Origin of the sequence: Streptomyces sp. NBC_01481 (assembly GCF_026339995.1) — a bacterium.
Classification (GTDB): Bacteria; Actinomycetota; Actinomycetes; order Streptomycetales; family Streptomycetaceae; genus Streptomyces.
Window position 1 is genome coordinate 1193146 of sequence record NZ_JAPEPT010000002.1, and the last position, 15486, is coordinate 1208631.

20 protein-coding genes are annotated in these 15486 nt (G+C 68.8%); 11 read left to right on the forward strand and 9 right to left on the reverse strand.

The genetic code is table 11. The annotated features are described in order from the left end of the window. Nucleotides 1-18 precede the first annotated feature (18 nt). Entirely contained in the window at nt 19-201 is a 183-nt protein-coding gene (locus tag OOK40_RS16125) for a ribbon-helix-helix protein, CopG family (protein WP_266481371.1), read from the reverse strand. A gap of 134 nt (nt 202-335) precedes the next feature. On the opposite strand from OOK40_RS16125, the gene OOK40_RS16130 reads away from it, so the two are divergent. The 3 genes from OOK40_RS16130 (at nt 336) to thpR (ending at nt 3000) form a co-directional block, all read left to right on the forward strand. Beyond that, on the forward strand, nt 336-779 hold the full coding sequence (locus tag OOK40_RS16130) for a MarR family winged helix-turn-helix transcriptional regulator (protein ID WP_266481373.1): 444 nt from the start codon (nt 336-338) through the stop codon (nt 777-779). A gap of 27 nt (nt 780-806) precedes the next feature. Continuing rightward, the gene (locus OOK40_RS16135) at nt 807-2123 is read left to right on the forward strand and encodes an MFS transporter (protein ID WP_266481376.1); all 1317 of its coding nucleotides are present in this window, start codon (nt 807-809) and stop codon (nt 2121-2123) included. A 307-nt stretch (nt 2124-2430) separates the two neighbouring features. Next, nucleotides 2431-3000 (forward strand): RNA 2',3'-cyclic phosphodiesterase, encoded by a 570-nt coding sequence (gene thpR, locus OOK40_RS16140; RefSeq protein WP_266481380.1) that lies wholly within the window; start codon nt 2431-2433, stop codon nt 2998-3000. A gap of 146 nt (nt 3001-3146) precedes the next feature. On the opposite strand, the gene OOK40_RS16145 is transcribed toward thpR, so the two are convergent. From OOK40_RS16145 to OOK40_RS16155, 3 genes are all read right to left on the reverse strand, one after another. After that, the gene (locus tag OOK40_RS16145) at nt 3147-4136 is read right to left on the reverse strand and encodes an aldo/keto reductase (protein WP_266481382.1); all 990 of its coding nucleotides are present in this window, start codon (nt 4134-4136) and stop codon (nt 3147-3149) included. A 51-nt stretch (nt 4137-4187) separates the two neighbouring features. Next, nucleotides 4188-4778: a Uma2 family endonuclease gene (locus OOK40_RS16150; RefSeq protein WP_266481385.1), complete on the reverse strand. Its 591-nt coding sequence runs from the start codon at nt 4776-4778 to the stop codon at nt 4188-4190. Between the two features lie 92 nt (nt 4779-4870). Next, complete coding sequence (locus tag OOK40_RS16155; protein ID WP_266481782.1) at nt 4871-5314, reverse strand: MarR family winged helix-turn-helix transcriptional regulator; 444 nt, start codon at nt 5312-5314, stop codon at nt 4871-4873. A 96-nt stretch (nt 5315-5410) separates the two neighbouring features. On the opposite strand from OOK40_RS16155, the gene OOK40_RS16160 reads away from it, so the two are divergent. Together OOK40_RS16160 and OOK40_RS16165 are read left to right on the forward strand one after the other, a co-directional pair. Further along, a complete protein-coding gene (locus OOK40_RS16160) occupies nt 5411-5914 on the forward strand; it encodes a carboxymuconolactone decarboxylase family protein (RefSeq protein ID WP_266481388.1) in 504 nt (167 codons plus the stop codon). 1821 nt (nt 5915-7735) lie between these two features. Further along, nucleotides 7736-8200: a hypothetical protein gene (locus OOK40_RS16165; protein ID WP_266481391.1), complete on the forward strand. Its 465-nt coding sequence runs from the start codon at nt 7736-7738 to the stop codon at nt 8198-8200. Between the two features lie 6 nt (nt 8201-8206). On the opposite strand, the gene OOK40_RS16170 is transcribed toward OOK40_RS16165, so the two are convergent. Both OOK40_RS16170 and OOK40_RS16175 read right to left on the reverse strand, forming a co-directional pair. Continuing rightward, nucleotides 8207-8389 (reverse strand): DUF397 domain-containing protein, encoded by a 183-nt coding sequence (locus tag OOK40_RS16170; RefSeq protein ID WP_266481393.1) that lies wholly within the window; start codon nt 8387-8389, stop codon nt 8207-8209. Next, nucleotides 8386-9195 (reverse strand): helix-turn-helix transcriptional regulator, encoded by an 810-nt coding sequence (locus tag OOK40_RS16175; RefSeq protein WP_266481396.1) that lies wholly within the window; start codon nt 9193-9195, stop codon nt 8386-8388. The genes OOK40_RS16170 and OOK40_RS16175 overlap by 4 nt, the downstream gene beginning before the upstream one ends. 83 nt (nt 9196-9278) lie before the next feature. On the opposite strand from OOK40_RS16175, the gene OOK40_RS16180 reads away from it, so the two are divergent. The 4 genes from OOK40_RS16180 (at nt 9279) to OOK40_RS16195 (ending at nt 11307) form a co-directional block, all read left to right on the forward strand. Further along, a complete protein-coding gene (locus OOK40_RS16180; protein ID WP_266481399.1) occupies nt 9279-9677 on the forward strand; it encodes a hypothetical protein in 399 nt (132 codons plus the stop codon). Nucleotides 9678-9774: 97 nt separating this feature from the next. Then, nucleotides 9775-10659 carry a hypothetical protein gene (locus OOK40_RS16185; RefSeq protein ID WP_266481402.1) on the forward strand — a complete coding sequence of 295 codons (885 nt, stop codon included), beginning with the start codon at nt 9775-9777 and terminating at the stop codon, nt 10657-10659. Between the two features lie 55 nt (nt 10660-10714). Then, nucleotides 10715-11056, forward strand: coding sequence for a hypothetical protein (locus tag OOK40_RS16190; RefSeq protein WP_266481404.1), 342 nt, complete (start codon nt 10715-10717; stop codon nt 11054-11056). After that, nucleotides 11053-11307, forward strand: a complete 255-nt coding sequence (locus OOK40_RS16195; protein WP_266481407.1) for a type II toxin-antitoxin system RelE/ParE family toxin — start codon at nt 11053-11055, stop codon at nt 11305-11307. Before OOK40_RS16190 ends, OOK40_RS16195 begins: the two co-directional genes overlap by 4 nt. Here OOK40_RS16195 and OOK40_RS16200 read toward each other — a convergent pair. Beyond that, on the reverse strand, nt 11218-11997 hold the full coding sequence (locus OOK40_RS16200) for a GDSL-type esterase/lipase family protein (protein ID WP_266481409.1): 780 nt from the start codon (nt 11995-11997) through the stop codon (nt 11218-11220). The two genes, OOK40_RS16195 and OOK40_RS16200, sit on opposite strands and share 90 nt — an antisense overlap. A 99-nt stretch (nt 11998-12096) precedes the next feature. On the opposite strand from OOK40_RS16200, the gene OOK40_RS16205 reads away from it, so the two are divergent. After that, a complete protein-coding gene (locus tag OOK40_RS16205; protein ID WP_266481411.1) occupies nt 12097-13086 on the forward strand; it encodes a WD40 repeat domain-containing protein in 990 nt (329 codons plus the stop codon). Between the two features lie 31 nt (nt 13087-13117). On the opposite strand, the gene OOK40_RS16210 is transcribed toward OOK40_RS16205, so the two are convergent. Both OOK40_RS16210 and OOK40_RS16215 read right to left on the reverse strand, forming a co-directional pair. Continuing rightward, entirely contained in the window at nt 13118-13507 is a 390-nt protein-coding gene (locus OOK40_RS16210; protein ID WP_266481413.1) for a PPOX class F420-dependent oxidoreductase, read from the reverse strand. Between the two features lie 246 nt (nt 13508-13753). Next, a complete protein-coding gene (locus OOK40_RS16215) occupies nt 13754-14854 on the reverse strand; it encodes a serine hydrolase (RefSeq protein WP_266481784.1) in 1101 nt (366 codons plus the stop codon). Nucleotides 14855-15080: 226 nt separating this feature from the next. On the opposite strand from OOK40_RS16215, the gene OOK40_RS16220 reads away from it, so the two are divergent. Continuing rightward, nucleotides 15081-15446, forward strand: a complete 366-nt coding sequence (locus tag OOK40_RS16220; RefSeq protein ID WP_266481417.1) for a hypothetical protein — start codon at nt 15081-15083, stop codon at nt 15444-15446. The last annotated feature ends 40 nt before the right edge of the window (nt 15447-15486 follow it).

Here is a 15486-nt window from a genome sequence, read left to right on the forward strand (position 1 = left end):
CTCTTCGCTTACGCCGCTCTACGTGAGCCCGTAGAACTTCTCTGTCTCGTCGACGGCCGCCTTGAAGCGTTCGTCGAAGTCATCGCGGATGAGCGTCCGGACCACATAGTCCTGGACGCTCATTCCGCGTCTGGCGGCATGGTGCCTGAGCCGTTCGAGGAGCTCATCGTCTATGCGGAGGCTGAGCACAGTCGATTCCATGGCAGTCAGAGTCGCCGGACCGCCGCCGCAGCCGCGTCACTTTCCGGATCCGCCTCACTCATATGAGTGGAGAATCCGGCGTGGCAGTAACCCCCACTGGTCTTTAGGCTGGGTAATGAGTTATGCTAACGAACATGCCTGACCTGTCCCATGGTGATGACATCGACGTCGCCGCCGTGAACTCCCTGCGCTCGGCCGTCATGCGGCTGGGCAGGCGCCTGAAGCATCAGCGCGTCGACGAATCGCTGAGCCCGACCGAGATGTCGGTGCTCGGCACCCTCGCCCGTTGCGGCCACGCCACCCCCGGTGAGCTGGCCCGCAAGGAGCATGTCCAGCCACCGTCCATGACCCGGATCGTGGCGCTGCTCGAGGCCAAGGGGCTCGTCCGGCTCGAGCCGCACCCCGATGACCGCCGGCAGAAGGTCGTCAGCCAGACCGAGCAGGCCGAAGCCATGCTCGAAGAGAGCCGCCGCAGGCGGAACGCCTGGCTGGCCTCCCTCGCCGAGGGTCTGGACGAGGACGACTGGGCGAAGCTGCGTGCCGCCGCCCCCGTACTGGAGAAGCTCGCGCACCTCTGATCCGCACAGCCAAGGAGGCGAACACTTTTGAGTCCGGGACCCGGAGCACACTCCGCACCCGCACCCTCCCCTACAACCATGTTCAGCTCGCTGAAGATCCGTAACTACCGGCTCTTCGCCACCGGGCAAGTCGTCTCCAACACCGGCACCTGGATGCAGCGCATCGCCCAGGACTGGCTGGTCCTCAGCCTGACCGGATCCGCGTCCGCCGTCGGCATCACCGTCGCGCTGCAGTTCCTGCCCATGCTCCTGTTCGGGTTGTACGGCGGAGTGCTCGCCGACCGGCTGCCGAAGCGGCAGCTGCTCGTCGCCACCCAGTCGGCGATGGCCCTGACCGGCCTGGCGCTCGCCGCACTCACGCTCAGCGGCCATGTCCAGGTCTGGCACGTCTACCTCACGGCCTTCCTTCTCGGCCTTGTCACGGTCGTCGACAATCCGGCACGCCAGTCCTTCGTCGCCGAGATGGTCGGCCCGGAGCAGCTGTCCAACGCGGTCAGCCTCAACTCCGCCAACTTCCAGTCCGCGCGGCTGGTCGGCCCGGCCGTCGCCGGTGTACTGATCACGGCCGTCGGGAGTGGTTACGCCTTCCTGCTGAACGGCCTGTCCTTCATCGCGCCCCTCGCCGGCCTGCTGCTGATGCGCACCGGCGAGCTCCACAAGATCGAGCGCGCGCCGCGCGGCAAGGGGCAGCTGCGGGAGGGACTGAAGTACGTCGCGGGGCGGCCCGAGCTGATCTGGCCGATCGTCCTCGTCGGCTTCATCGGCACCTTCGGCTTCAACTTCCCCATCTGGCTCTCGGCCTTCGTCAACAACGTCTACCACTCCGGTGCCAGTACGTACGGGCTGCTCAACACCCTGATGGCAGCCGGCTCCCTGGCGGGAGCCCTGCTCGCGGCCCGGCGCGGCACCTCGCGACTGCGGGTGCTGGTGGCCGCAGGGATGCTCTTCGGCGTCCTGGAGATCGTGACCGCGTTCGCGCCGCAGTTCTGGATCTTCGCGGTGCTGCTGGTGCCGATCGGGATGTTCGGCCTGACGGTCAATGTCACGGCCAACGCCAGCATCCAGATGGCGACGGAACCGGCCATGCGGGGCCGGGTGATGAGCCTGTTCATGATGGTCTTCGTGGGCGGTACGCCGCTGGGCGCGCCCCTGGTCGGCTGGATCACCGACACGTACGGACCGCGAATCGGCTTCGCGGCGGGCGGTGCGGTGGCGCTGGTGGCGGCGATCGGAGTCGGCGTGATGCTCGCCCGGGTGGGCGGGCTGCGCCTGAAAATAGATCTGAGGCGGGGGCGGAGGCATGTGGAGTTCGTGCGGAGGGAGGAGTTGGCGACGGCGGCGTAGGGCGTCGCCGGGTGGGGGTAGACCGGGTGCGGTGCGGGTGCGGTGCGGGTCGACCGGGCGCGGGTCGCCTGCGGCGGGCTTTGCCCCCACCCCGCCCTTTCCCGTAACCGGGGCTCCGCCCCGAACCCCGCGCCTCAAACGCCGGCGGGGGTGAAGGTGCGGCTGGGCCGCACTCTTCAGCCCGTCCGGCCTTTGAGGACATGCGGCCGAAGGTCGCATACGGGGTCTGGGGGCTTGCCCCCAGTTCGGGAAGGGGCGGGTGGGGGAACAGGGCCGCAGGCCACCCCAACTGCGTCAGACTCGGATCATGAGACTCTTCGCCGCCGTACTCCCGCCCACCCCCGCCGTCGACGAACTCGCCCTGGAAATCGACCGGTTGAGAACCCTCCCCGGCGCGGACGCCCTGCGCTGGACCGGTCGGCCCGGCTGGCATTTCACCCTTGCCTTCATGGGGGAGGTCGACGACGCCCTGCTGCCCGAGCTGCACGAGCGGCTCGGGCGGGCCGCGCATCGGACCGTTGCCTTCCCGCTGCGGCTGCACCGCGGTGGGCGCTTCGGGCACCGGGCGCTGTGGGCGGGTGCGGCGGGCGGACTGGAGGAGATGCGGCTGCTCGCCGAGCGCGCGGACGCTGCCGCACGGCGGGCCGGGATCGGCATGGACGAGCACCGCCGCTACCAGGCCCATCTCACGATCGCCCGCAGCCGTGACGACGCGGATCTGCGCCCCTTCGTCGAGGAGCTGGAGGCCTTCGAGGGCACGCCCTGGGACGTCGGCGAGCTCGCGCTCGTACGCAGCAATCTGCCGGTGAGCGGGGTGCGCGGCGAGCAGCCGCGGTACGAGACGGTCGGTGCCTGGCCGCTCGGGCTGGCCGGTTAGTCTCGAAGGGTGAACCCCAAGACCAGAAACCAGATCATGGCCGGCGTGCTTGTGCTGATGTTCGCGATCATCGCCGTGGCGGCCGTGGTCGGCCAGTAGCCTGACCACCCCACGGCCGCGTCACTGCTGCCCTGCCCCGTCGACCCCTACCAGGCGAAGGCCTCCGGGGACGGCCCCGGACCGGGGAAGATCTCGTTCAGCCCGGACAGCACCTCGTCGCTCAGGTCCAGCTCCACGGCGCGCAGCGCTGAGGCCAGCTGGTCCGCGGTGCGCGGGCCGACGATGGGACCGGTGATTCCCGGCCGGGTGAGCAGCCAGGCCAGCGCGGCCTCGCCGGGCTCCAGCCCGTGCTTGTCGAGCAGGTCCTCGTACGCCTGGACCTGTGCCCGCACTTCGGTGTTCGTGAGCGCGTCGGCCGAGCGGCCCGAGGCCCGGCGCCTGCCCTCGTTCTCCTTCTTGATCACGCCGCCGAGCAGCCCGCCGTGCAGCGGCGACCAGGGGATGACCCCGAGTCCGTACTCCTGCGCGGCCGGGATGACCTCCATCTCGGCGCGGCGTTCGGCGAGGTTGTAGAGGCACTGCTCGCTGACGAGGCCGTACGAGCCGCGCTTCTGGGCGATCTCGTTAGTCTGGGCGATCTTCCAGCCGGGGAAGTTGGACGAGCCCGCATAGAGGATCTTGCCCTGGGCGATCAGGGTGTCGATGGCCTGCCAGATCTCCTCGACCGGGGTGCGACGGTCGATGTGGTGGAACTGGTAGAGGTCGATGTGGTCCGTACGCAGCCGCTTGAGGCTGGCGTCGACGGCCCGGCGGATGTTGAGCGCGGAGAGCCGGTCGTGGTTGGGCCAGGCGTCGCCGTCGGCGGCCATGTTCGCGTAGACCTTGGTGGCGAGGACCACCTTGTCGCGCCGGTCGCCGCCCTTGGCGAACCAGGAGCCGATGATCTCCTCGGTGCGGCCCTTGTTCTCGCCCCAGCCGTACACATTGGCGGTGTCGAAAAAGTTGATCCCCGCGCCGAGCGCGGCGTCCATGATGACGTGACTGTCGGCCTCGTCGGTCTGCGGCCCGAAGTTCATCGTCCCGAGGACGAGTCGGCTGACCTTGAGTCCGGTGCGTCCGAGCTGTGTGTACTTCATGGTTCTTCAGCCAACGCCTTGGAGCGCGCTCCAGGCAAGTGCGCGAGGGGGTCAGTCGCGGGGGAACTCGTGGGTGGAGAGGGTGAGCCCGAGGGGGGTGTGGGTGAGGTCGACCGGCTGCCCGAAGGCGACTTTCGTCTCGGTCGTGTAGTCCCCGTCCTTGGGCTGGGTGTAGAGGAGACACTTACCGGTGTACGGGTCAACGATCAAGAAGACCGGGACTTCGGCGACGGCGTAGGCGATTTTCTTCGGGCCGTAGTCGTTGAGTGCTGTGCCCTTGGAAATCACCTCGGCGATGAACTCCACGTCCTCGAAGCGCCAGCGGCCTCGGCTGTCCTCCACCGCTCCCTCGCGGAGCTTGGCCACGTCAGGACAGAAGCCGTTCTCCGGGCCGGGAAAATCGATGCGCACGTCCGACAGCACCTCAACATCCATGCCGAACCTGTCTTCGAGCGCTCTGACGAGCCTACGGATGATCTGCCAATGGACGTTCCGCTGAGGCGACATGAAGACGCTTCCCCCGACGATCTCAACCTTGATTCCCTCGGGGACGGGCATCTGCTCAAGCCTCTCGAACCATTCGTCCAAGCGCTCGGCGTTGTCGTCGGCCATGTCGATCCTGCCGCTCTCTACGACGGTCATCGTGGCGCTCCTCCCCACTGCCGCGTGGTTGCATGCAGTCGCCTCGTACAACGATACGCACGGTGACAACGTCACACCGTGGCGAGGACTCGTCACGCGCCGCCGAACCACCCCGCCGCGTCCAGCCGGAACGCATCCGCCGGGACGACCGTCCGCAGCGTCTCCTCGATCTCGCGCACGCGCCCCGCGCCGACCGCGCCCGCCCACTCCGCCCGCAGTTCGTCGAAGATCGCCGCCGAGCGGGTCAGCGCGTCGATGCCGTGCGCGGTGAGGCGGACGAGCTTGCGGCGGGCGTCGGACGGGTCGTCCGTGCGCTCCGCGTAGCCGAGGGTGACGAGGCGGTCGACCGTCTTGCCCGCGGCCTGTTTGGAGACCCCGAGCCGCCGCCCGACCTCGCTGGCGGTCGCGCCGCCCGCGCCGATCGCCTGCATCGCGAAGCCGTACGCGGGCCGGACATCCGGGTGGCCCTGCTGGGCCAGTTCGGCGTGGAGGCGGTCGATGAGGGAGCGGAACCCGGCGAACAGGAGCAGGGGCAGCTCGTAACCAGGCGTGTCGCCAAGACCGTTGCGCGATTCGACAACCTGGTTTACCTTTTATCGTCAACCATGTTGTCGATTGTAGGAGGCTCTCGCATGTTCACCGAACACACCCTGGAATCGGCCCCGCCCGCGTCGCGTCGCGCCATGGAGTCCACGATCAAGCATCTGGGCCACCTGCCGCCCGCCGTCGCGCGGCTCGCCTCCTCGCCGCAGCTGCTGGACGGCTTCCTGAAGCTCAGCGCGATGTTCGAGCAGGCGACCCTGGATCCGCTCGCCCGCGAGGTGGTCATCATGGTGGTCGCGACGCGGAACGAGTGCCATGTGTGCGTGGAGATGCACACCGGCAAGCTGCGGGCGCTGGGCGCGGACGAGGAGTTGATCGCCGCGCTGCGCGAGCGGAGACCGGTGGGCGACGAACGGCTCGAAGCGGTACGGCAGTTCACGCTGGAGGCGCTGCGTACGGCGGGCGGCGTGGGCGACGAGGAGCTGAAGGCGTTCTTCGCGCACGGCTATACCGAGCAGAACGCGCTGGAGGTGGTCATGGGCATCGGCACGTACACGATGTCGACGCTCGCCAACCGGCTCACCCGGGCTTAGAGGTCGTCTCGATTGGTGCCTGAATGCGCTGTAGACGCAGTGTGGCACCCCGCCGCGTGCTGCGACACGCCCTCGCCGTTCCCTCTCGGCTCCCCACGGGACGGCCGACGAATGCGCCCGCACGCCGCTCCGACCGCTGCGCCTGCAGTTCTCAGACGCAGATAGGCCAATATGGTGATATAGATTCAGAATTCTCAAGTGGCTGCAGCTGCATGCCGATGTCGCCGGGGGAAGCTCGTCTGGCTTCCGGATCATCTGTCGAATCGGTTTCGTAAGGGAGCTGGGTATGAGTCCTGAGCGCAGGGCGCCGTCAGCACTAGGGCCACTGCCGAGAAGGGGAAGCTGGGCCGTCGTCGGCGCCATGGCCTCCATGGCCCTGGTGCTTTCGGGACTTGTAGGTCCCGCAGTCGCTTCGGCGCAGGCTGCGTCAGCTACAGCAGGTGTGAGTACGGCACGGCAACCGGGCGGCGGCGAGTGCAACCCGGCTAAGGGAGAGCCCAGGTCGGCGTTCGGCGCGGTCGGACTGTACGGGCCGTCCGACCGCGACAAGTGCAAGCAGGGGCCCACCGGTCCCACAGGTCCGGCTGGTGCCACGGGAGACACCGGTCCCACAGGTCCGGCTGGTGCCACGGGAGACACCGGTCCCACAGGTCCGGCTGGTGCCACGGGAGACACCGGTCCCACAGGTCCTGGTGCCACGGGAGACACCGGTCCCACAGGTCCGGCTGGTGCCACGGGTGCCACAGGTCCGGCCGGTCTCGATCTGCATGGGCTGCAGGAGTTCACCACGGACGGAACCTTCGTCCCGCCCGAGGGCGTCACGTCGGTCTTCGTCCAGGCATGGGGAGCGGGTGGCGGCGGAGGCGGTGCCGGAGGAGGTGCTTCCTCCCCGCTGAGCGGCGACGGTGGAGGCGGTGGAGGAGGCGGGGCTGGGGGGCTCGCCTGGTGCCTGGTACCGGTCACGCCCGGTGACTCCTACCCGGTTGACGTGGGCGACGGCAACTTCGGCGGCGCCGGCGGCGTGGGAGGATCGAGCGGTGGTCCGGGCGATGACGGCAACCCCGGCTTCCTGGGGGGTCCGACGACGCTGACCGCGCCTGACGCCTCCGTGCTGGTCACCGCCACTGGTGGACAGGGCGGTGGCGGGGGCGGTGGCGGGGGCGAAGCCGACGGGACCCCCGGCGCCGGTGGCGCTGGCGGCAGCGGCACGTGTGCAGGAGGCGGTGTCACACGGCAGGGTGACAGTGGTTCCAGCGGGATCGCCGGCACCCAGGCCGGTGGCGAGGGTGGCACGCCTCCGGATGGCATCGTCGCCCTGCCCGGTCCCAGCGGCACAGGGGGTGCAGGCGGTACCGGCGGAGCGGCAGGCACTACAGGCTCCCCTGGTGGCGCAGGCGAGTTTAGCGCCGACGGGTACTTCGTGGTGTGGTGGTAACCCTGCATCTCCCGGCCCGGAGCCGACCGGCTCACGGCGAACCGGGCAGCTTCGTGGGCACGACTGGGCGCACTCGTCGATCACCCCGCGGCAACGAGAAGACCCCCGCCTCCCTGCGTTTCCGCAGGAGGCGGGGGTCTCACATCGCGTGGCGGCGAGCCCTTTCTGTAAGGGCAGTTGACGGGTACGGGTGCCAGATCGGCTCCGCGAATGTGAAGGCCGGAATTGGCCGGTGCGCGGCGAAGCTTGCGGAATCTGCCTTGCCATTTTGAGGTGTCCATGCCGCAATGACAGTGTCGCTGACTGCCCGTCAGGAGCTGGGCCGCGGATCGGACGTGGTGGCCGGTGACGCCAACCCGTAACCCCCACACGAAGGCGGGACCCCCATGAAGTACGGCACATTCACAACAGGCGCGTTACTGGGCGGAGCTGTCGCCGCAGGCGTGCTCGTCATGGCACCCATCGCCACCGCTGTGACGCCGGAGACAGCCACCATCTCCTTCGACTGCGGTTCCTACGGCTCCGGCACGGCAACGCTCACGGCCACCCAGGACGGCACGGCCACGACCATCAGCGTGTCGACTTCGGCCATCAAGTCGCCCATCGCCATCTCGGAGAACTCGGTCAAGTCGACCCTCGACCTCACCAAGAACGGCTCCGGCACGGCGACGTTCACCGGCAGCTCCAACCCGGCCATCCCGGCCGGGGGCGACGTGTCGACGGGCCCGCTGACCGGGACGGTCGCCGCGGGCGACAGCCTGGAGGGAAAGTCGCTAACGGTCGTGGTCTTCGGCATCACGGTGACGTGCAACGCCACGTCCGCGCAGACCCCAGGCCCGTTCGTGTTCTGAGGGCCGTCAGGCAGTACGCCTGACTGTCTCGATGAGGGCGGTCCAGGCGGCGGGGGAGAGGGCGAGGGCAGGGCGGGTCGTGTCCTTGGAGTCGCGGACGTGGATGGCGCGGGTACCGTTCGCGACCTCGACGCACTCGCCCTCTTCGCTGCTGTAGCTGCTCTTGAACCACTCCAGGTCCGTGCTCATAGCCCCTCTGCCACCTGCTCGATCAGTTTCGCGGACTCTTCGGGATTGAGTGCCTGAGCCCGCAGAATGCCATATTTGCCGAACAGATCTCCTAGGTCCGGCTGTTCGCTCACGAAGTACCCGCCGCGATGCCCCTCGATGTACGCGAGCTGACGCCGCTCCGCGGTCTCCAGCAGAATCATGGGCCCCGCGAGCCCGGCATGGGTCTGCCGGTCATGTGGCATGACCTGGATCTCGACATGGCGCAGTCGGCCGATTCCGAGCACGTGGTGCAGCTGCTCCCGAAGAACCGAAGGGCCACCGAGAGGCCGGGTGAGCGCGCTCTGCTCCAGCACATAGCTGATGATGGGCGTGGGCTTGCGGTGGAAGAGATTCTGCCGTTCCAGCCGCGCCTCCACCCGCTTCTCGATCTCCTCGTCGTCCAGCGGTGGGCAGTAGTTGCAGTTGAAGACCGCTCGCGCGTACGCCTCGGTCTGCAGCGCGCCGGGGATCACATGGCTCTGGTACGAGTGGAGGGAGACAGCCTTCTTCTCCTCGGCCAGGTAGTCCTCGGTCCACGGTGGGACACCACTGTCCTCGAACTCCTTGCTCGCCAGCACCACGAGTGCACCTTGTGCACCCAGCACCTCGTCCGCGTCGGCGACGAACCTGCCACGGGGCTGTCGTTCTCCCCGCTCCACCATGGCCACTTGGGACTTGGAGAAACCGATGCGCCCGGCCAAAGCCTCCTGCGACAAGTCGGCTCGCTCGCGATAGAAGCGCAGTAACGCGCCGAAGGACCTCGACCCTCGTTCACTGGTGTGCACGGCGTCCTCCCCAAGTGCACAGACCTGCACGACCCTCGTGTGGTGCTGGTCACATTGAACCCCGGCGCGGAATCGTCTGTTTCATGAACCGAGAAACAGTCCCCTCCTGGGTACCCGCGTCCGGACATGCGCTGCGACATGCCGGTATCCACTTCGACGCCGTGCGCATCGCCGGGTTCTCCGGTGAGCAAGTCGCGTACGAACTGATGCAGTTCACTGACTTCCGCGCCGGGCCCATCATCCGTGAGGCCACTGGGGAGCGGTACATGTACTTCCTGTTGCCGCCGCAAACGGCGGGGACGTACGCGTGGCCTTCGGGTGCGCGGGCGCTCACCCGGAGCGGGCGGGGCGCTGCGTTCGTCGGGGTGCCCGCGCTGGACGGGCTGACGTGGCCGCTGGAGTGGCGGTCGCGGCCGTCAATCGAAGTTCCGTTCGTAGAACCGGAGTTGTTGCACGAGACGGTCATGTGTGCTGTACGGTGATCGCGTCATCACGCTCCGTAAAACGGGGCGGTCCCCGGCGGTGCGCCAACACCATCCGAGGACCTTCACCACGAGTGGAATCCAGAGGTCCACCGGGATGCTCAGGCATGCTATCGCGCCCCCTCGGCGCTTCACGAAGGCTTCGCACGACGTCGTACGCCATCCAGAGCTGAGCAGCGACGCGAAGATCCTGCTCCTGTACGTGCAGGGGCTCCCCGAGTCCGACTTGGCGAGGCCGCTCAGCGAACACGCGGCGAAGCTGGGCATGAAGACCCGCGCCTACCAGCGGGCGAAGGAACTCCTCGAAACCTGTGGGTACTTGCACGTCTGGCGGTGGCAGGGAGCAGGCGGACTCTGGTCCACGGATCAGCTCCTCTCGAACGTCACCCTCACGCGTGAGGAGGCGTCCCGGCTCCGGAACGGTGTCCCGCCCGAGGAGCCGCCGAATGAGCAGCCCCCGGCGGTCGGTGAACGGGATGAACGGATCGTCGGCACTCCTCCCAAGGAAGAAGAACGGGAGAAGAACCTTCCCCACCCACCACCCGAAGGCCAGCGGCCCGAAGTCGCTCAGGCCGAACGGGTGTTGCTGTCGCTGCGGCACGACCACCGGGACCTGCTGCTCGGAGTACGGGAGGCCAGGAGCCTTGCGGAGCCGGCAGCGGAATGGCTCCGGTGCGGCGTCTCCGCCTCCGATTTGCGGCGGGCGCTGACAGCAGGGCTCCCGGCGGGCGGGGTTCGCTCGGCGGTGGGCTTCCTGCGGCACCGCCTTCTGCACAAGCTCCCGGCTGCACCCGAGCCCGCCGTCGCAGCGCCGCGTGGGCTGGTGATCTGTGAGGGGCCGGGGGACGACCATGTCTTCCGCCCGGTGGGGGACGAGACCCACTGCGGCCCGTGCCGCCTCGGCGCGGCCTCCCGTCCACGTCCAAAGGCCAGAGGAGTGTCCTGGCGGACACTCCTGCAGGAAGGCGGCACCGGTGCATAGCGCGCCCTACGCTGCTGCCGTAGCCCGGCAGACAGTCCAGGAGAGGATCAGGGGCATGGCGACATGGAGCGACATCCTGGAGGAGGCCCGGCAGGACCTCGGCTTCACGGGGGACGTGGTACCGCGCAACCTCAAGGGGATTCGCGCGGCCCTGAAGCCCGAACGGCTCGCCGACCTGGACGCCGAACTCTCCACCCTGTCCGAGGGGGCGATCTTCGAGGCATTCCTGGACGACTGGTGGGCTCAGGCTCTCGTCGACAGTGCGTCCGGTCCGGAGGACAAGGAGCAGGCGCTCGACTTCGCCGATCTGTCGATCTCCCTTCGCAACATGCGCTCGGGCGGCCAGGTCTACACACATGCCGAGGTCGAGGCGATGCTGAAGGACATCGCCTCATGAGGTTCACGATCATCTGGGAGCGCAAAGCGGCGGAAGGCCTCAGGCACCTCAAGGCTCGTGACGGAGACGCGGTCCGGCCTCTGACTCAGGCGATCAACGCCCTTGCTGTGGACCCTGAGCCGCCTACGAGCAACAAACTCGGCGGAACCAATATGCGTCGGTTACGAGTTGGGCGTTACCGTGCCACGTACAGCATTGACGGCTCCCGTGTCGCGATCAAGGTGCTGCTGGTGGGCAGTACGCCTGCCTGACGGTCCCGCCGTCGCCGCGTATCGCCCGCCCAGCCCCCATGCCTGGTGCATCGCCCCCGCGAACGCCGCCGCCAGTTTGTGTTCGCCCGTCGGGCCCGGGTGCGTCCCGTCGTATGTGTCCGTGTCGAGGGCGTACGACTGCGGCGGCGACGCCAGCAGGACCGGCGAGGAGGCCGTGTCCAGGTCGGCGACCGCCTTGGCCAGGAGTTCGTTGAAACGGTCGCACTCCGCCGCGAAGGGGGCGTCGGAGCGGGCCCGTATGTTGGGGATGACCGGCAGCAGGACCATCCGTACATGCGGGTTGGCCGCGCGGGCCTCGGCCATGAACTGGCGGGCGTTCAGCGCGGTTTGGGTGCTGTCCGTGTAGAAGCCGAGGTCTATCAGGCCGAGCGAGACCAGCAGGATGTCCACCCGTTCCGTGGCGACCGCCTCGCGGATGACCGGGGCCATGTGGAGCCAGCCCTCGCCCCAGCCGGACAGATGGCGGCGGGCTTCGGCCGGGAAGGCCGGGTCGGCGTAGGTGTGGGAGACCGGCGCGTTCGCCGCCGTGTCGTAGAGCTCGGTCCGGGGGCCGACGATCTCGTACGGGCCCTCGAAGGTCGTGGCAAGGTGCTGCCACATCCGGTAGCGCCAGGTGTAGTCGCCGGCGCGTCCGATGGTCATGGAGTCGCCGACGAACATGAAACGCATGGGGGCCATCATGTCCGATCAAGCCCCGCACCTGCGATGTGAGGCTGACCACGGCCGCCGGACCGGAGGCATCAAGGGTGAGGTGGCAGGCTGGGGGGCATGCGTTCGCTTCCGTACGTCACCGGGGCCGCCGGAGCCGTTGCCGCGTCCTTCGCGGTCCTGGTGCTCGCCGCCGTCCCCGCGTCCGCCGACGACGACTCCGGGTTCACGATCAAGGACCCGCGCATCACGGAGTCCAGCGGGCTCGCGGCCAGCCGGGCGCACCCAGGGGTGTACTGGACGCACAACGACCAGGACGAGCCGCGCGTCTTCGCGGTCGATTCCAAGACCGGCGAGACCGTCGCGACGATCACCCTCAGCGGGGTCGGGAAGCCCCGTGACATGGAGGCCGTCTCGGTCGGCCCTGACGGGAAGGTCTACGTCGGGGACATCGGCGACAACCTCAACGGCAGCTGGGACCACGTCTGGATCTACGCGTTCCCCGAGCCGAAGGCCCTCAAGGACATGACCGTCCGGGCGACGCAGTACACCGTCAAGTACGAGGACGGGGCACGGAACGCCGAGGCGCTGATGGTGCATCCCACGACCGGGCGGGTCTACATCGCGTCGAAGAACGAGGACGGCGGCGGGCTGTACGAGGGGCCCGCCAAGCTCACCTCCTCGGGCACGAACACCTTCCGGCGGATCGGCGAGGTGCCCTGGGTGACCGACGGGGCCTTCTCGCCCGACGGCAGGGAACTGGTGCTGCGCTCCTACTTCAGCGCGCGCGGATACGAGTGGAACGGCGGCCGCCTCGGCGCCGACCACCGCGTGAAGGCGCCCCTTCAGGGGCAGGCCGAGTCGGTGACGTACACCCTCGACGGCAAGGCGCTGATGTTCGGCTCGGAGGGCGAGCAGAGCGACGTGAAGCGGGTCGCCCTCGGGAAGGAGTCCTCGCCGGACAGGGGCCGCACGTCGCCCTCCGAGAGCGGGAGTTCGGGCGACGGGGGCGGCAGTGGCGGGACCGGCAACTTCACGTACGGGCTGATCGCCCTCGCCGGTGGCACGGCGCTCTTCTTCGGGTTCAAGCGGCTGCTGCGGCGAGACTAGACGGGGCCGAGCGGGGGCCGGGGCGCACGGGCTAGAGCGGGCGCACCTCGTAGTGCAGCGTCTTGTCCCGCATCACCTTGTGCGCGATCGGGACCAGCGCGCCGTGCATGAACGGGTGCTCGTGCAGAAGCATCTTCGACGCGTGTTGGCTCTCCTCGCTGCCCGGGTCGAGCAGCCGCACCCTGGCCTTGATCGCCGGCCCGGTCGGCTTGCCGCGCGCCGTGCAGGGCGCGAGCTCGATCTCCGGGTTGTTCCGCATCCGCTTGGCCTTGCCGGACGTGGCGTAGGTGCGGACGTATGCGTGGTCGCCGTCGACGACGATGCTGACGGGGGTACCGACGGGGGTGCCGTCCTGTTTGTAGCTGGTGAGCAGAACAGCCCACTGTTTTTCGAAGGGGATGAGCCCCGGGCTCGTACTCATACCTCCATGAATGCACGTTCTGCGCGCCGCGTCACGTTCGGGGGGTTCTTTCCCCACCCCGCCCTTTCCCGTAACCGGGGGCGCTGCCCCCGGACCCCCGCGCCTCAAACGCCGGCGGGGCTGAATGTGCGGCCGAGCCGCACATCCAGCCCGTCCGGCGATTGAGGACACGCCCGAAGGGCGTACGGGGTCTGGGGCTTGCCCCAGTTCGGGAAGGGGCGGGTAGGGGAAAGCCCGCCGCAGGCGTCACCGACGCAGCAGCGCGCAGATGAAGTCCTCCTGGACCGACCGGAGTTCCGCCAGCAGCTCCGGCTTGTTGTCCTTGTTCACGTGCGTGGTGATCGAGAACGTCAGCGACCGCTCCCCGTCCGGCGTCGCCGCCATCAGCTGGGTGTAGCCGGGGAAGTTGCCCGTGTGGCCGTACACGACCCCGCACCGCGTCGTGTAGCGGAAGATCGCCAGGCCGGTGGCGTTGACGCCCGGGCCCGCCGGTTCGGAGGCGCCGGCGCGCCATTGCAGCTGCTGGTGGCGTGTCGGCTTCGAGATGAGGTCGCCGCCCGCGTAGGCGCGGATGAATCGGGTCAGGTCCCTGGGGGTGGAGACGATGCCGCCGGACGCCCAGACGCCGGACGCGCCGAGTGCTGTGCTGATGTCCTCCGGGGGGTTCGGCGGGTCGACGGCGTAGCCGTGCAGATAGGGCTTGGGGAGGCGGAAGCCCTGCGGGAGGCTGGTGTTCCGCAGGCCGAGCGGGCGGTAGACGGTCCTCCGCAGCAGCTCCTCGTACCGTCGGCCGGTCACCGCCTCGGCCATGAGCGCCACGGCGATGTTGTCCGAGTTCGAGTACCGGTACTGCGAACCGGGAGGGAAGCCCAGCGGTTCGTCGGCCACGAAGTCGAGGAGGCGGCGGGAGTCGAAGAGGTGGTGCGGGTCTGCGGTCAGGATCGCGAGGAGTTCCGGGGACGAGGTGTAGTCCGGCAGGCCGCTGGTGTGGTTGAGCAGCTGCCGGAGCGTCACCGCGTGCCAGGCCGCGGGGAGCGCGGGCAGGCGCTCGCCGATCGTGTCGTCGAGGCCGAGCAGTCCGCGGTCGACCAGTTGCAGGGCGACGGCTCCGCTGAAGGCCTTGGCCGTGCTGGCGATGCGCATGTGGTCGGTCGGCTGCGGCCGCCGGTCGGTGCCGAGCTCGGAGACGCCGGCACGGTAGAGCTCCGTCTTGCCCCGGCGCTGCAGTACGGCGATGACTCCGGGCGGGCCGCCGGGCGCGCGGACCAGTTCCTCGATGCTTTCACGCAGTGCGTCGTTGTGACCGGTTGCGCCGGAATCCCCGGCCGCGGCGGGGGCGGACACCAGCCCGGCGAGGCAGCCGACGGCCAGCAGGACGGCGGCGGGGAGCCGCCGGATACGGAAGCGGAAACGGGCCACAGGTATTGCTCCTGACGGTGGTGACGGTGGCGGGTGCACACCAACCAGCATCAGGAGAGGGAGACGAGCCCGCCCGCTGCGGTGGTCCATACGGCAGACAGCGCCCTCCGGTACGAAACTGGAAGGGAGCCGGGGGGCCAGTACGGGAGGAACCATGACGGCAACCACGCGGGACGAGACCCCCGTCACCATCGAGGGCGGCGGCGTAGAGCTGCGCATGAAGGAAGTCGGCGGTGACATGACCGCCGCGTTCGTGAAATTCCCCAAGGGCACGGACATGGCACCGGCCGTGAAGGGCCTGCCCGGCGACATGTGCCAGTGCCCGCACTGGGGATATCTCTTCAGCGGGCGGCTGAAGATGCGGACGCCTTCGGGGGACGAGATCTACGAGGCGGGCGAGGCCTTCTACTGGCCGCCCGGTCACGTCCCGGAGGCCCTGGAGGACTGCGAGTACGTGGACTTCTCGCCGAGCAAGGAGTTCGGCGAGGTCGTCGACTACGTCAAGGCGCACATGGGCTGACCGGGAAGCGGGCCGGGGAACGGGAACGGGCCCGGCAGCG

Excerpts from the sequence above, each read along its gene's own strand:
- OOK40_RS16150 (WP_266481385.1), bottom strand. The coding sequence starts at position 4,778 with ATGACCGTCGTAGAGAGCGGCAGGATCGACATGGCCGACGACAACGCC.
- OOK40_RS16200 (WP_266481409.1), bottom strand. The coding sequence starts at position 11,997 with ATGCGTTTCATGTTCGTCGGCGACTCCATGACCATCGGACGCGCCGGC.
- OOK40_RS16125 (WP_266481371.1), bottom strand. The coding sequence starts at position 201 with ATGGAATCGACTGTGCTCAGCCTCCGCATAGACGATGAGCTCCTCGAA.
- OOK40_RS16160 (WP_266481388.1), top strand. The coding sequence starts at position 5,411 with ATGTTCACCGAACACACCCTGGAATCGGCCCCGCCCGCGTCGCGTCGC.
- OOK40_RS16145 (WP_266481382.1), bottom strand. The coding sequence starts at position 4,136 with ATGAAGTACACACAGCTCGGACGCACCGGACTCAAGGTCAGCCGACTC.
- OOK40_RS16220 (WP_266481417.1), top strand. The coding sequence starts at position 15,081 with ATGACGGCAACCACGCGGGACGAGACCCCCGTCACCATCGAGGGCGGC.
- OOK40_RS16210 (WP_266481413.1), bottom strand. The coding sequence starts at position 13,507 with ATGAGTACGAGCCCGGGGCTCATCCCCTTCGAAAAACAGTGGGCTGTT.
- OOK40_RS16185 (WP_266481402.1), top strand. The coding sequence starts at position 9,775 with ATGCTCAGGCATGCTATCGCGCCCCCTCGGCGCTTCACGAAGGCTTCG.
- OOK40_RS16195 (WP_266481407.1), top strand. The coding sequence starts at position 11,053 with ATGAGGTTCACGATCATCTGGGAGCGCAAAGCGGCGGAAGGCCTCAGG.
- thpR (WP_266481380.1), top strand. The coding sequence starts at position 2,431 with ATGAGACTCTTCGCCGCCGTACTCCCGCCCACCCCCGCCGTCGACGAA.
- OOK40_RS16205 (WP_266481411.1), top strand. The coding sequence starts at position 12,097 with ATGCGTTCGCTTCCGTACGTCACCGGGGCCGCCGGAGCCGTTGCCGCG.
- OOK40_RS16190 (WP_266481404.1), top strand. The coding sequence starts at position 10,715 with ATGGCGACATGGAGCGACATCCTGGAGGAGGCCCGGCAGGACCTCGGC.
- OOK40_RS16165 (WP_266481391.1), top strand. The coding sequence starts at position 7,736 with ATGAAGTACGGCACATTCACAACAGGCGCGTTACTGGGCGGAGCTGTC.
- OOK40_RS16180 (WP_266481399.1), top strand. The coding sequence starts at position 9,279 with ATGAACCGAGAAACAGTCCCCTCCTGGGTACCCGCGTCCGGACATGCG.
- OOK40_RS16130 (WP_266481373.1), top strand. The coding sequence starts at position 336 with ATGCCTGACCTGTCCCATGGTGATGACATCGACGTCGCCGCCGTGAAC.
- OOK40_RS16170 (WP_266481393.1), bottom strand. The coding sequence starts at position 8,389 with ATGAGCACGGACCTGGAGTGGTTCAAGAGCAGCTACAGCAGCGAAGAG.